Raw genomic sequence first — 13,546 nt, 5'->3', positions numbered from 1 at the left:
ACCCCGTCGTCAGGACAGAAAGGACGGGCGTGCCTACCCGCCCTTCCGCCCATGTAACCAGGCGAGAAGGATAATTTCGGTCAGATCGCCGGTAGCAGTGCCCAGACGACTTTTCCGTCGCCGGCCGGGGCGCTGCCCCAGCGCTGCGTCAGCTCCCGCACCAGCAGCAGCCCTCGGCCGCCCTCGGCGCGCAGGTCACGGCCGGTCGCGGCGCACGCCGCCCGCCGGCTGCCGTCGGCCACGGCCAGCTGAAGGTAGGGCCGGCGGAGGGTCAGCGTCACCTGCATCGGGGTGCCGGCGTGCCGGACCACGTTGCCGACCAGCTCGCTGAGCACCAGCGAGGCCGGACCGGCCAGCTCCGGGACGTTCCACCGCCCGCAGGCGTCGGTCACCAGCTCCGGGCCCGCCGGCAGGCGCCGGCGACCGGTTCCAGCCGGGCCCGCAGCCGAGGGGCGGCGGCGGCGTTGGCCACCGCGGTCGCCTCGGCGCAGTCCTGCCGTACCGGCACCACCCGACAGGCGGTGGTCTCGGCGAGCCAGGTCGCCGTCTCCGGCGGCGGGGAGCAGAGCACCATCGGCACGGCCGGCCAGTCGGCGGCCCGGCGGGCGGCGGCCGCGAACACCGACAGGGCCAGCGGGTCGGTCACGGCGAGTCGGGACAGGTCCACCACCAGCGCGTCCGGCTGCGCGGTGAGGCAGTGGTCGAGCACGGTGTGCAGCGAGCGCATCGTGGACAGGTCCAGCTCGCCGGCGAGGCGGACGACGGTGACGGCTGCCTCGTCGCGGACCTCGCAGCTGATACCGGTGGACATCAGGCCTCGTTTCGGTGGTTTCGCAGGCCTGCAAACTACCCGCGCCCCGGCCGGCCAAACCGCACCGGCCGCCCGCCCGGGCCTGGTCGGTGGCGATGCGCGTCACGTCCGGTGAGCAGACCGGACGCGATCATGGCGGCGCCGAGCAGCAGGTGCAGCCAGCCGTCCGCGTCGTTGACCGGGACGAAGTTCGCCGCGCTGCGCTGGTCGACGGCGAGACCGTAGAGCCAGAGCACCAGGTAGACCGCGCCGCCGCCGACCAGCCAGGTCCGCGCGCCACCGGCGGTCCGGGCCAGCGCCAGGCCGACCACCCCGAAGAGCAGGTGTACGGCGTTGTGCAGCACCGACACCTGGAAGACGCCGAGCAGCATCGCCCCCGAGTGGTGGCCCGCCCAGCGCAGGTCGGCGAAGCCGCTGGTCACCCCGGGCACGAAGCCGAGCAGCCCGAGCAGCAGGAAGAGGACCGCGAGGCCGCCGGCCGCCCGGCGTACCGGGGCGCGGCCGTCGGCCGGGTTGCGGCGGGCCCGGGCGTGAGCCGTCGAGTTCGTCACCGGTCCCTCCCCGGATCGAGGCACCGGCGCTTTCCCGTCCCGCCCGACCCCAAACGAAGGAGGGGCCCCTTATTAACAGACGGGTGTTAACAAGGGGCCCCTCCTTACACCTCAGGCGGGTTGCAGGGCGAGCCGGCGGACCCGCTCGTAGAGCTCCACGTAGCGCTGCGCCATCACCGCCGGGGTGAACCGGGCGGCGGCCTCCCGCCGGCACTCGGCCTCGTCCAGCAGGTCGGCGGCGAGGACCAGGTCGCCCAGTTCCTCCTCGTCGCCGGTGAGCAGGCCGGTACGACCGTGCTCGATCAGCTCCGGCAGGCAGCCCCGGGCGGTGGCGACCACCGGCGTACCCAGGGCCAGGGACTCGACCACGGCGGTGCCGCCGGGCTCCTCCCAGCGCAGCGGGAACAGCGAGGCGCGGGCCCCGGCGAGCAGGTCGTCGCGCTCCTGGCCGGCCACCGTGCCCACCCAGCGGACCAGGTCGCCGTCGATGTGCGGGGCGACGTGGTCGTAGAAGAACCGGACGTCCGGGTTCTGCCGGGCCTCGTCACCGGCGGCGGCCAGGTCCTCCGGCCGGTGGTACGGGCCGACCGGCCCGGCCAGGACCAGCGGGAAGCCCACCTGCCGGGCCAGCCGGGCACCGACGTCCTGTCCCTTGCCCGGGTTGATCCGACCGAGAATGATCATGTAGTCGCCCTTGTCGACCCGGGGCCGCCGGTCGGCGCCGACCGCGAGCGGGGTGGACAGGTGCACGTGCCCCACCGAGTGGTCGCGCAGGGCGCGCGGGGCGCGGGCGAGCTGCGAGGCGGAGACCCCGTTCACCCGGACCCGGTCCCCGCCGTCGAGCTGGCCGTAGAGCTCGGGGTGCTTGGCCAGGTCCCAGTGCAGGGTGTGCAGCGCCGGCGGCGCGTCCGGGCCCATCGCGGCCATGGTGGCCAGCCCGACCGCCTCCACGTGGTCGTGCACCAGGTCGATGTCGTCGCGCGAGTGCAGCGCCCGGACCACCCCGCCCAGGTGCGCCTGCGACACCCCGCAGACCTGGTTGTACGGCCGTTGCAGGGCGTGGAACTGCCCGTCCGGGAAGACCGAGATCTTCTCGTCGACCGGCAGGGTGCTGCTCTCCACCGAGGCGAGCACCACCCGCACGCCCAGCCGCCGCAGCTCCGGCACCAGGGTCGCGACGACGTTCTCGATGCCGCCGTAACCGGGCGGCGGCACGGACAACCAGGGACCGGCGTTCATCAGAACGGTGAGACTCATCGTGCGGTGTCCCTTCCCTGGACGGGGATCGACGTGTTGACGGCGGTCACGCGGCGACCCGCCGGCGGGGCACCCGGTGGCGCAGCTCCGCCAGCGGCGGGCGCTCCTGGATCGAGACGTCGTTGACGACGATCTCGCGCTCCAGGTTGGGCAGCGCCTCGGACCCGCCCCGCCGGAACTGGGTGAGCAGGGCGGCCGGCATCGTGCCCGGGCTCGCCCAGCCGCGCCGCTGCAGGCGGGACCAGGCGGTGAGCATGATCTGCGCGGACATCCGGCCCAGCGCGGCGGTGTCCTGGTGGCGGTGCTTGCGCTCGCCGAGGTCGACCTGGGCCAGCGCGTCGAGACCGACCAGCTCCAGCAGGTCGATCAGCATCGCGGTCTCCACCCCGTAGCCGGAGACGAACGGCACCCGCTCCAGCACTTCCCGGCGGCCGGCGTACTCACCGGCCAGGGGCTGGACGAAACCGGCCAGCTCCGGCCAGAACAGGTTGAGCAGCGGGCGGGCCATGAGTTCGGTCACCCGGCCGCCGCCGTCGGCCTCCACCCCGGTCGCCCCCACCAACGGCCGGTGGTAGAAGCCCTTCACGAAGTCCACCGACGGGTCGGTGAGCAGCGGCCCGATCAGGCCGGTGACGAAGTGCGGGCGGAACTCCCGCAGGTCCGCGTCGATGAAGGCGACCACGTCGCCCTGGGCCGCGGCCAGGCCGGCCCAGAGCGCGTCGCCCTTGCCGGTGAGTCGGGGCAGGCCCCGGGTCATCGCGTCCTGACCGACCACCTCCGCGCCCGCGGCGCGGGCGACCTGGGCGGTCCGGTCGGTGGACCGGGAGTCCACCACGATGAGCTCGTCGACGAGCGGCACCCGGTCCATCAGGTGTTCGCGGATCGTCGACACGATCGCCCCGACGGTGGACTCCTCGTTCCGTGCCGGCAGCACCACGCTGACCCGGCTGTCGCCCTTGGCCCGCATCAGCCGCCGGGCCGGCCACTCGGCCGCCGACGTCGTCCGATACGTGGCCCAGGCCTCCACCACCGGTGAGACGATCGGTTCTGTATCCCGCACAGGCACCCCCTGGTCGTGGCGGAAACGCAGACAATGTTTTCCCAGTTCGCGCAGCCCGCTAACCGGATTGTTCCTATCAGCTTGATCACGTATCGGACACCGGCAGGTTTTCCGGGGATGAACGTCTCGTTGCGCCACCCGCCGGGTTTGGCCCGGTGCCGGCAGGGGGAGAGCTGAAACGTATCCGTGAACCGTGGCGAGAGGGCCGATGGAATGCGCACGTGCCGGGTGGGACTGGTAGGGGCCGGCGGGGTGGCGCAACGCCACGCGCGGGTGTTGGGTGGCTTCGACGACGTGGAGCTGCTCGGGGTGACCGATGTCGACCGGGGCGCGGCCGAGGCGCTCGCCGGGGCGCACGGCGCCCGGGCCTTCGCCGATGTGGACGAACTGCTCGCCGCCGGACCGGACGCCGTGTACGTCTGCGTACCGCCGTTCGCGCACGGGCCCGTCGAGGAGGCGGTGATCGCGGCCGGGGTGCCGATGTTCGTGGAGAAGCCGGTCGCGGTGGACCTGGAGACCGCCGAGCGGATCGCCGAGCTGGTGCAGCGGCGTGGGCTGCTCACCGCGGTCGGCCACCACTGGCGCTACCTGCACGTGGTGGAACAGGCGCGGGAGTTGCTCGCCGACCATCCGGTCCGGATGGTCAACGGCGCGTGGCTGGACAAGGTGCCGCCGGTGGCCTGGTGGGCCCGCCGGGACCGGTCAGGCGGCCCGGTGGTGGAACAGGCCGCGCACGTGCTGGACCTGGTCCGCGCGCTGGTCGGCGAGGCGACCGAGGTGACCGCGTACGGCGACGGCACCCCGCCGCCGGTCGACGGCGCCGACATCGACTCGGTGACCGCGGCCACCATGCGTTTCGAGAGCGGGGCGGTGGGCACCCTCGCCGCCGCCTGCGTGTTGACCTGGAAGCACCGGGCCGGCCTGGAGATCCTCGCCGACGGGCTGGCGCTGTCGCTGGCCGAGGACGGCCTGACCGTGCGGGACGCCGACGGCGAGCGGCACCTGCCCGCCGATCCGGACGGCGCCCGGGTGGCCGTCGACCGGGCCTTCGTCGACGCGGTCCGTGGGGTCGGCGACGACGTCCGCGTCCCGTACGCGGAGGCGCTGCGCACCCAGCGGCTCGCCCTCGCCGTCGCCGAGTCCGCCCGGACCGGACGCAGCGTGGCGCTGCCGACCGGTCCGGCCGCCGCGCCCGCCACCGCCGTCGCAGCGGGGGTGACCGTCGATGCGTGACAGCGTCGTGGTGGTCAGCGGGCCCGGCCAGGTGGAACTGGTCGAGCAGGACGCCGGTGAGCTGCGCGAGGGCACCTTCCGGGTGGAGACCCTCTACAGCGGAGTGTCCGCCGGCACCGAACTCAGCTTCGTCAAGGGCACCAACCCCTACCTGAACGTCACCTGGAACGGCGACCTCGGCCTCTTCCAGCCCGGCGCGGCGAGCACCCCCTACCCGGTGAACCGGCTCGGCTACATGCAGGTCGGCCGGGTGGTGGAGAGCCGGACCCCGGCGGTCACCGTCGGCACCGTCGGTGCGATGACCTACGGCCACCGCACCGGCTACGTCGCCGACCCGGTCGCCGAACGTTTCGTCCCGCTCCCCGACGACCTCGATCCGCTGCTCGGCGTCTACGTCGCGCACATGGGCCCGATCTGCGCCAACGGGCTGCTGCACGCCGCAGCCGACCTCTGCGGCACCGACGTACGGTCGCTGGGCGACGGGGTCCGGGGCCGCCGGGTGGCGGTGGTCGGCAGCGGGGTGGTGGCGCTGCTCACCGCGCTCTTCGCGCAGCGGCACGGCGCTGCCTCCGTGGTGGTGCTCGACCCGACCCCGCAGCGTCGTGCGGTCGCCGAGGCGCTCGGCCTGGAGACCCTCGACCCGGAGGCGGACGACCCGGCGGTGGTGCTGAAGACCCGGTGGAACCACGCCGCCGGGGACCGGGGCGCCGACGTGGTCTTCCAGTGCCGGGGGCAGGCCTGGGCGTTGCAGCTCGCGCTGCGCCTGCTGCGCCCCCAGGGCACCGTCGTCGACCTGGCCTTCTACCAGGCCGGCGCGGACGAGGTCCGGTTCGGTGAGGAGTTCCACCACAACGGCCTGACGCTGCGCTGCGCCCAGATCGGCCGGGTGCCGCGCGGCCTGGCCCCCACCTGGGACCGGGAGCGGCTGTCCCGGGAGACCATCGACCTGCTGCGCGAGTACGGCGACCAGATCCGCAAGCACCTCGTCTCGGCGGTGGTGCCGTTCGACCAGGCCCCGACGCTGCTGACCGACCTGGCGGAGCGTCGTCGGCAGGAACTCCAGGTGGTGCTCACCCGCTGAGGCCGGGCCGGCGCCGGATACGGTGCTGTCATGACCACCGATGTCGGCCGCCCACCGGGGCTGGCCGCCCTGCTGCCCTACCTGCGCGCCCACCGCGGCACCCTCGCCGTGGTGGGCGCGTTGTCGCTGGCCGGCGCGGCGGCGTCGCTCGGGCAGCCGCTGCTCACCCGGGCCGTGCTGGACCGGATGACCGCGACCCGGCCGATCGGCGCGCTGGTGGCGCTGCTGGTCGCCCTGGTGGTGGCCGCCGCCGTGGTCGGTGGCATCCGTGACTACCTGCTGCAACGCACCGCCGAGGGCCTGGTGCTGGGCACCCGGCGGCGGCTGGCCGGGCACCTGCTGCGGCTGCCGATCGCCGAGTACGACCGCCGCCGCACCGGTGACCTGCTGTCCCGGGTCGGCTCGGACACCACCCTGCTGCGCGCGGTGGTCACCTCCGGCCTCTTCGAGACGGTCACCGGCGCGGTCATGGTGCTCGGCGCCGGCACCGCGATGCTGCTGCTCGACCCGCCGCTGTTCGGGGTGACCCTCGCCGCCGTCGGGCTCGGCGTCGGCTTCGCCCTCACCGTCGCCCGCCGGGTGCGCGGCCTGGCCCGCCGCGCCCAGGAACGGGTCGGCGAGATGACCTCCGCGGTGGAGCGCGCCATCTCCGCCGCCCGCACCATCCGGGCCAGCCGGGCCGAGGACCGGGAGGCCACCGCCGTCGCCGGCAGCGCCGAGTCGGCGTACGCGGCGGGGCTGCGGGTGGCCCGGGTGCAGGCGGTGGTCGGGCCGGTCGGCACGGTCACCATGCAGGGCGCCTTCCTGCTGGTCCTCGCCGTCGGCGGGGCCCGGGTCGCGGCCGGGGCGATCAGCGTCGGCGACCTGGTCGCCTTCGTCATGTTCCTGTTCTTCCTGGTGCTGCCGCTCGGCCAGGCGGTGCACGCCTACACCCAGCTGCAGACCGGGCTGGGCGCCCTCGCCCGGATCGAGGAGATCCTCGACGTACCCGTGGAGGGGGCCGACGACCGGCGGACCCGGCCGGCGACGCTCCCGGCCGGACCGGTCGCGGTCGAGTTCGACGGGGTCGGGTTCGGCTATCCGGGCGGTCCGCCGGTGCTGCGCGAGGTCACCTTCACCGTGCCGGCCGGCACCCGGACCGCGCTGGTCGGGCCCTCCGGTGCCGGCAAGTCGACCCTGCTCGCCCTGGTCGAACGCTTCTACGAGGTCACCGAGGGGACGCTGCGGCTGGCCGGCACCGACGTGCGGGAGCTGCCCCGCGACGCGCTGCGGTCCCGGCTCGGCTACGTCGAGCAGGAGGCGCCGGTGCTGGCCGGCACGCTCCGGGAGAACCTGCTGATCACCGCGCCGGACACCACCGACGACGAACTGCGCGCCGTGCTCGCCGAGGTCAACCTCGGCCACCTCGCCGACCGCGCCCCCGAAGGGCTGGGCGTGCAGGTGGGGGAGGGCGGGGTGCTGCTCTCCGGCGGGGAGCGGCAGCGGCTGGCCATCGCCCGGGCGCTGCTGGCCGGGCCGCCCGTGCTGCTGCTCGACGAGCCGACCAGCAACCTCGACGCCCGCAACGAGGCCGCGCTGCGCCGGGCCATCGACGCGGTCGCCGTCCGGCGTACGCTGCTGATCGTGGCGCACCGGCTCTCCACGGTCGTCGACGCCGACCAGATCGTGGTCCTGGACGGCGGTCGGGTCGTCGCCGTCGGCACCCACGACGAGCTGACCGTGACCAGCCCGCTCTACCGCGAACTCGCCACCCACCAGCTCCTCGTCAGCTGACCCGCGCCAACCCTCCTGAGCTGGGCGGACAGGGCGGATTCCGGACACCCGCGCGACCCGGCGCCGGCCGGGCCGCACAACGGGCCCCGATTCGCGTACCGTTGCCGCTCATGGGTGTGTCGCAACGCTTGAAGAGCAGGTTCCGGCGGTTCCTCCAGCGCCCGGGGACGACGGTCGACCTGGCCCCGCTGGAGAAGCTGCTCCCCGCCGTCGAGGCGCGCGAGGAGGAGCTGCGGCAGCTCGACGACGCCGAGCTGACCGAGGCCGCGTCGACCGCCAGCGGCTACGAGGAGATCTGCGCGATCGGCCGGGAGGCCGCCCGCCGCGGCCTCGACCAACGGCCGTACGACGTGCAGCTGCTCGGCGCGATGGCGCTGCTGTCCGGCAAGGTCGCCGAGATGGCCACCGGTGAGGGCAAGACGCTCACCGCGACCGTCGCCGCGTACGGGCACGTCCGGATGGGCAACGGCCCGGTGCACGTGCTCACCGTCAACGACTACCTGGCCCGCCGCGACGCCGAGTGGATGGCACCGGTCTACACGCTGCTCGGGCTGACCGTCGGCTGGGTCAACGAGGCATCCACGCCCGACGAGCGGCGCGCCGCGTACGGCTGCGACGTCACCTACGTGTCGGTCAGCGAGGCCGGCTTCGACTTCCTCCGCGACCAGCTCGTCACCGACCTCGAGGACCGGGTCCAGCCGCCGCTGCGGACCGCCATCGTCGACGAGGCCGACTCCATCCTCATCGACGAGGCCCGGGTGCCGATGGTCCTCGCGGGCGCGGTCGCCGGCGAGCAGGACCCGGTGCACGCCGCCGCCGCGCTGGTCCGTGGCCTGCGGCGGGGCCGGCACTACACCGTCGCCGAGGACGGTCGCAGCGTCGCGTTCACCTCCGCCGGCCTGGCCACCGTCGAGGCCAAGCTCGGCGGCATCGACCTGTACGACGAGGAACACGTCGGCCAGCTCTCCGCGGTCAACGTGGCGCTGCACGCGTACGCCCTGCTGCACCGCGACGTCGACTACATCGTCCGGGACGGCTCGGTGGAACTGATCGACGAGATGCGCGGCCGGGTGGCCCAGCGCCGCCGCTGGCCCGACGGGCTGCAGGCGGCGGTCGAGGCGAAGGAGGGGCTGGACGCCACCGCCGAGGGCGAGGTGCTCGGCACGATCGCCGTGCAGGCGTACATCGCGCTCTATCCGACGGTGTGCGGGATGACCGCCACCGCGGTGCTCGTCGGTGACCAGCTGCGCGAGTTCTTCGGCCTCGAGGTGGCGGTGATCCCGCCGAACACCCCGTGCGTCCGGGAGGACGAGCCGGACCGGATCTACGCCACCCGGGCGGAGAAGGAAGAGGCGCTGATCGACGAGATCCGGCGCAACCACGAGCGCGGACGGCCGGTGCTGGTCGGCACCCTCGACGTGAAGGAGTCCGAGGGGCTGGCCGCCGGCCTGCACGCCGCCGGGGTGCCCTGCGTGGTGCTCAACGCCAAGAACGACGACGACGAGGCGGCGATCATCGCCGAGGCCGGCGCGTACGGTGCGGTGACCGTCTCCACCCAGATGGCCGGTCGGGGCGTCGACATCCGGCTCGGCGGCAGCGACCAGGCCGACCGGGACCGGGTGGCGGAGCTGGGCGGGCTCTACGTGATCGGCAGCGGCCGGCACGACAGCCGCCGGGTCGACGACCAGCTGCGCGGCCGGGCCGGCCGGCAGGGCGACCCGGGTGGGTCGGTCTTCCTGGTCAGCCTGGAGGACGACCTGGTGGTCCGGCACGCCGGCGACACGGTCCCGCCGTCGCCGCGGATGAACGCCGACGGTCTGGTCACCGATCCGCAGGTCGACTACGCGGTGGAGCACGCCCAGCGGGTCGCCGAGGGCGTCAACCACGAGATCCACCGCAACACCTGGCGCTACAGCGTGGTGATCGAGCAGCAGCGCAAGGCCCTCGCCGAGCGGCGGGAGCGGCTGCTGACCAGCGACATCGCGGCGCTGATGCTGCTGGAGCGGGTGCCCGAGAAGGCCGGCGAGATGGACGAGGACCTGCTCGCCCGGGCCGCCCGGTCGATCGCCCTCTATCACCTCGACCGGCTCTGGGCCGAGCACCTGGCCGAGCTCTCCGAGGTCCGCGAGGGCGTACACCTGCGGGCCCTGGGGCGGCTCGACCCGTTGGACGAGTTCCACCGCAGCGCGGTGCCGGCGTTCAACGCGCTGATCCCGGAGATCGAGGCCCGGACGATCGCGACCTTCGAGGAGACCGAGTTCGGCGAGGACTGGGAGCCGGACGCCTCGAAGCTGGTCCGGCCCACCGCCACCTGGACCTACCTCGTGCACGACAACCCGTTCGGCTCGGAGCTGGACCGGCTGATCGCCTCGGTGGGGCGGCGGCTGATCTCCGGCTCCCGCTGACCTGCTCAGGGGTCCCGTTCGGCGTACCGTCGCCGGGTGGGACCCCTTTGCGTGGTTTCGGCGCTGATTTGCGAGGGTAGTAGCCCGGGGCTTTCGAGTCGGGAAGAGGCAGGCGGATGACACAGGCAATGGCGCCGTACCGGGACACCGCGTGGTCGTGCGTGGGGGTGGCGGGGACCGTGACCCGGTGAACCTGGACACGCGGGAACCCATGATCGACACGCTCGGGGCCCTGGAGACCGCCGCGCTGCTGCGCGAGCTGACCGCCGGCCTGATCGCGGTGACCACCTTCGACGAGGCGTTGACCGAGCTGGTCCGCATCGCCCGGGACGCGGTGGAGGGCGTCACCTGCTGCGGGTTCACGGCGCTGCGGGCCGGCGAGCCGGCCGGGGTGGCCGCCTCCGACCCGGAGCTGGCGGAGCTGGACGACCTCCGGCACGGCCCGGACTCGCCCGCCATGAGCGCCATCCACCGCCGGGAGATGATCACCGCGTCCGACCTGGACCAGGAGGCACGCTGGCCGGCCTGGACCGCCCGGGCGCGCAACCTCGGCGTACGGGCGGTGATCTCCGCGCCGGTGGACGTGGACGAGCAGGTGATCGGGGTGATCAACCTGTACGGCGGGGCGGCCGGCCCGTTGACCGCCCGGCACCAGCTCACCGCGATGCTCCTCGCCGAGCACGCCGGACTGCTGCTGGCCGCCGTCCGGGACCGGGAGCGACGGGCCGCCCAGGCCGACGCGCTGGACAGCACGTTGCTGGAGAAGGGGGTCGTCGGCCAGGCCATCGGGGTGATCATGACCCAGCGCGGCTGCCCGGCGCCCGAGGCGCTCGACGTGCTCCGCAGCGCCGCCTCCTCGTTGGACATTCCGCTGCGCGAGGTGGCCGAGCGGCTGGTGGTCACCGTCTCCCGGCCCCGGGAGAGCTGAGCGGGGTTTCGTTTCGCCCCGGTGGCGCTCGGGTAGCACCCTGGACTGGTGAGCTGCGCGAATCTGGGGAGGAACCGATGGAGAGCCGGCTGAGGGTGCACGGAAATCCGATCCAACCGATGCTGGTGACGTTCCCGTTCGGGCTCTTCGTCAGCGCCGCCGTCTTCGACCTGGCCGACGTGGCCGGTGGACCGGCCTTCCTCGGGGAGGTCGGCTACTGGACGTCGGTCGCCGCGCTGGCCGCCGCCGCGCTCGCCACCCTCGCCGGGATGGTCGACCTGTGGGACGTCCGGGCCGGCCGTACCCGCCGGACGGCGGTGACCTTCAACCTGGTCAACGCGGCGATGGCCGGGCTCTTCCTGCTCGTCTGCCTGATCCGGTCGCACTCGCCGCAGCGCGGTGCCACCGGCGCCCTGCTCGCCACCGAGCTGGTCGCCCTCGCGCTCGGCGGTTTCGGCGTCGCGCTGGGCGCGCGGCTGATGCGCCAGTTCGACCACAGCCGCGTCGAGCCCAGCGGCTTCGAGGCGCTGCACGGTGTCGCCGGCTCCACCGTGGAGATCGTCCGCCCCCGCGCCTGACCCGTCCCACGCCTCGCCTGACCACCTCCGCGTCGGCGGGTTGGCCGCTCGATCCTGGATCGAGTGGCCATCCACTCGCCCGGATGCCACTCGATCCAGGATCGAGCGTGATCACGGCGGGTAGACGCGGTCGTCCGCGAGTTGAGCGAGGCGATGCGGGGTCCGCCGGGAGCGGGTCACGGTCAGTGGTGGTGGGTGTGGTGGGTGGTCAGGGGATCGGGGCCGAAGTCGGTGGCGGGGTGGCGCAGCACGGTGTGCGCGTGGTTGCCGTCGTCGGTGGTGTTGTCGTACTCGATCAGCAGGTCGTCGCCCTGCACCCGGTAGTAGTGCTGTCGGCCGGGCGAGGTCGGGCCGGCCCAGGCGAAGTGCAGCTCACCGCCGTCGAGCCGGCTCGCCTCCCGGGCGGCCAGCTCGGGTGGCAGCCGGTCCAGGTAGAGCGCGACGAGCCGGTCGAGCAGCGCCCGGCCGGTCGGCGTGAGCCGGCCGACCCGGCGGCCGTCCGCGCGCTGGTCGAGGAGTTCCAGTCCGGCATCCTCCGGGCGGAACGCACCCGGCCGAGCACCACCGGGCCGATCCGGACGGACGTCCCGGAACCGATCCGGGCCGACGTCCCCGAAGCGATCCGGGCGGACGCCGCCGAAGCTTTCCGGGCGGCCACGACCGAACCGACCCGGGCCGGCGTCGTCGGGCCGGACCCGGCGGGACCGGTGGAGCCCACGCCCGAGCGACCGCGGCTCAGTCGGCGGGTCCCCGGGGCGAACCTCACCGTCACCGCACCGCACGCACCACCGCCCAGCCCGCACCCCGGCGACCCGGCCGAGGTACGCGACCTCATCACCCAGTTCGAGGCGGGCGTCGCCCGTGCTCTGCGCGAAGTCAGTCCAGACCGCCGCAACGAAGAGGGATCATCACGGTGACCAGCCCTTTCCTGCACGACAACGTCGACAGCCACCCCGGCGAGCTCAGCCCGGAGGCCCGCACCTTCAACTGGCTGCTCGACTCGTTCACCTCCAGCACCGCGGGGGTGATGGAGGCGATCGCGGTCTCCTCGGACGGCCTGCTGATGGCCATGTCCGCGATCAAGGACCGCTCCAACGCGGAACGGCTCGCCGCCGTGGTGTCCGGGATGACCAGCCTGGCCGGCGGCGCCGCCAGCTGGTACGCCCTCGGCGGCCTGAACCGGGTGATCGTCGACATGGCCGAGGGCTACCTGCTGATCAGCGCGATCAGCAGCGGCTCGGTGCTCGGCGTCGTCGCGGACCGGTCCGCCAACCTCGGCACCGTCGCGTACGAGATGACGCTCTTCGCCGGGCGGGCCGGTGGCGCGCTGACCCCGCGCCTCATCGCCGAGCTGAAGAACGCCGTTCAGCAATGACCCCCGAGGTCGCCGGCGAGGAACCGGATCCGGACCCCGCCGTCCGGATCCGGCCCTACCTGCGGTCGTCCCCCGCCGGCCCGCCCCCGCCGGCGGAGCCGGAGGGGGTCGACACCGGCCCGGACCGGCCGGCCAGCCCGCGACCGTTCGTGCTGACCGCCGGGCGGACGACCGGAGCCGACCCGGCGATCGGCCTGGAGACCCAGGTGACCGCCCGCCCGGAGACCGGCTCGTGGGCGGTGTCGTCCCGGCTCGCCCCCGAACTCCAGGCGATCGTCGCGCTCTGCGGCGAGCCGATCTCGGTCGCCGAGATCTCCGCCCGGATGCGGATGCACTTCGGCGTGACCCGGGTCCTGGTCGGCGACCTGCGCGCCGCCGGCCACCTCGACGTGCACGTCGGCGGTACCGAGGACGTCTTCGACCCGGCCCTCATCCTGCGACTGATTGATGGACTCCGTGCGATCTCCTGAATGGCCCGTCCCGTCGGCGGGCGG

The 13,546-nt window shown here is 74.0% G+C and carries 13 protein-coding genes and 1 pseudogene; 8 read left to right on the top strand and 6 right to left on the bottom strand.

What is annotated here, in order from left to right; genetic code table 11:
• Window positions 1-80: 80 nt before the first annotated feature.
• From MRQ36_RS00070 to MRQ36_RS00050, 5 genes are all read right to left on the bottom strand, one after another.
• Window positions 81-392, bottom strand: coding sequence for an ATP-binding protein (locus MRQ36_RS00070; protein ID WP_242791229.1), 312 nt, complete (start codon window positions 390-392; stop codon window positions 81-83).
• On the bottom strand, window positions 389-811 hold the full coding sequence (locus MRQ36_RS00065; RefSeq protein ID WP_242791228.1) for an STAS domain-containing protein: 423 nt from the start codon (window positions 809-811) through the stop codon (window positions 389-391). The genes MRQ36_RS00070 and MRQ36_RS00065 overlap by 4 nt, the downstream gene beginning before the upstream one ends.
• Before the next feature lie 35 nt (window positions 812-846).
• Window positions 847-1,362: a DUF4383 domain-containing protein gene (locus MRQ36_RS00060; RefSeq protein WP_242791227.1), complete on the bottom strand. Its 516-nt coding sequence runs from the start codon at window positions 1,360-1,362 to the stop codon at window positions 847-849.
• Window positions 1,363-1,473: 111 nt separating this feature from the next.
• Window positions 1,474-2,619 (bottom strand): glycosyltransferase, encoded by a 1,146-nt coding sequence (locus MRQ36_RS00055; protein ID WP_242791225.1) that lies wholly within the window; start codon window positions 2,617-2,619, stop codon window positions 1,474-1,476.
• A gap of 46 nt (window positions 2,620-2,665) precedes the next feature.
• Entirely contained in the window at window positions 2,666-3,646 is a 981-nt protein-coding gene (locus MRQ36_RS00050; RefSeq protein WP_242800762.1) for a glucosyl-3-phosphoglycerate synthase, read from the bottom strand.
• 246 nt (window positions 3,647-3,892) lie between these two features.
• On the opposite strand from MRQ36_RS00050, the gene MRQ36_RS00045 reads away from it, so the two are divergent.
• From MRQ36_RS00045 to MRQ36_RS00020, 6 genes are all read left to right on the top strand, one after another.
• A complete protein-coding gene (locus MRQ36_RS00045; RefSeq protein WP_242791223.1) occupies window positions 3,893-4,912 on the top strand; it encodes a Gfo/Idh/MocA family protein in 1,020 nt (339 codons plus the stop codon).
• Entirely contained in the window at window positions 4,905-5,993 is a 1,089-nt protein-coding gene (locus MRQ36_RS00040; protein WP_242791221.1) for a zinc-binding alcohol dehydrogenase, read from the top strand. Before MRQ36_RS00045 ends, MRQ36_RS00040 begins: the two co-directional genes overlap by 8 nt.
• A gap of 30 nt (window positions 5,994-6,023) precedes the next feature.
• Window positions 6,024-7,766 carry an ABC transporter ATP-binding protein gene (locus tag MRQ36_RS00035; RefSeq protein ID WP_242791219.1) on the top strand — a complete coding sequence of 581 codons (1,743 nt, stop codon included), beginning with the start codon at window positions 6,024-6,026 and terminating at the stop codon, window positions 7,764-7,766.
• A gap of 110 nt (window positions 7,767-7,876) precedes the next feature.
• Window positions 7,877-10,171, top strand: a complete 2,295-nt coding sequence (gene secA2, locus MRQ36_RS00030) for an accessory Sec system translocase SecA2 (protein WP_242791217.1) — start codon at window positions 7,877-7,879, stop codon at window positions 10,169-10,171.
• Window positions 10,172-10,358: 187 nt separating this feature from the next.
• Complete coding sequence (locus tag MRQ36_RS00025) at window positions 10,359-11,099, top strand: GAF and ANTAR domain-containing protein (protein WP_242791214.1); 741 nt, start codon at window positions 10,359-10,361, stop codon at window positions 11,097-11,099.
• Window positions 11,100-11,176: 77 nt separating this feature from the next.
• The gene (locus MRQ36_RS00020; RefSeq protein ID WP_308194760.1) at window positions 11,177-11,677 is read left to right on the top strand and encodes a DUF2231 domain-containing protein; all 501 of its coding nucleotides are present in this window, start codon (window positions 11,177-11,179) and stop codon (window positions 11,675-11,677) included.
• 182 nt (window positions 11,678-11,859) lie between these two features.
• Here MRQ36_RS00020 and MRQ36_RS34255 read toward each other — a convergent pair.
• Window positions 11,860-12,174: pseudogene (locus MRQ36_RS34255) on the bottom strand (DUF3500 domain-containing protein); the annotation flags it as partial.
• A 416-nt stretch (window positions 12,175-12,590) separates the two neighbouring features.
• Here MRQ36_RS34255 and MRQ36_RS00010 point away from each other — a divergent pair.
• Together MRQ36_RS00010 and MRQ36_RS00005 are read left to right on the top strand one after the other, a co-directional pair.
• Window positions 12,591-13,052, top strand: coding sequence for a roadblock/LC7 domain-containing protein (locus MRQ36_RS00010; RefSeq protein WP_242791210.1), 462 nt, complete (start codon window positions 12,591-12,593; stop codon window positions 13,050-13,052).
• A complete protein-coding gene (locus MRQ36_RS00005; RefSeq protein WP_242791209.1) occupies window positions 13,049-13,522 on the top strand; it encodes a DUF742 domain-containing protein in 474 nt (157 codons plus the stop codon). Before MRQ36_RS00010 ends, MRQ36_RS00005 begins: the two co-directional genes overlap by 4 nt.
• Window positions 13,523-13,546: the final 24 nt, after the last annotated feature.

It is taken from the genome of Micromonospora sp. R77 (assembly GCF_022747945.1).
Classification (GTDB): domain Bacteria; phylum Actinomycetota; class Actinomycetes; order Mycobacteriales; family Micromonosporaceae; genus Micromonospora.
Note: the sequence above shows the minus strand (reverse complement) of the source record. Positions and strands in the feature narration are given on the sequence as shown.

Excerpts from the sequence above, each read along its gene's own strand:
- MRQ36_RS00040 (WP_242791221.1), top strand. The coding sequence starts at position 4,905 with ATGCGTGACAGCGTCGTGGTGGTCAGCGGGCCCGGCCAGGTGGAACTG.
- secA2 (WP_242791217.1), top strand. The coding sequence starts at position 7,877 with ATGGGTGTGTCGCAACGCTTGAAGAGCAGGTTCCGGCGGTTCCTCCAG.
- MRQ36_RS00035 (WP_242791219.1), top strand. The coding sequence starts at position 6,024 with ATGACCACCGATGTCGGCCGCCCACCGGGGCTGGCCGCCCTGCTGCCC.
- MRQ36_RS00005 (WP_242791209.1), top strand. The coding sequence starts at position 13,049 with ATGACCCCCGAGGTCGCCGGCGAGGAACCGGATCCGGACCCCGCCGTC.
- MRQ36_RS00055 (WP_242791225.1), bottom strand. The coding sequence starts at position 2,619 with ATGAGTCTCACCGTTCTGATGAACGCCGGTCCCTGGTTGTCCGTGCCG.
- MRQ36_RS00020 (WP_308194760.1), top strand. The coding sequence starts at position 11,177 with ATGGAGAGCCGGCTGAGGGTGCACGGAAATCCGATCCAACCGATGCTG.
- MRQ36_RS00065 (WP_242791228.1), bottom strand. The coding sequence starts at position 811 with ATGTCCACCGGTATCAGCTGCGAGGTCCGCGACGAGGCAGCCGTCACC.
- MRQ36_RS00045 (WP_242791223.1), top strand. The coding sequence starts at position 3,893 with ATGCGCACGTGCCGGGTGGGACTGGTAGGGGCCGGCGGGGTGGCGCAA.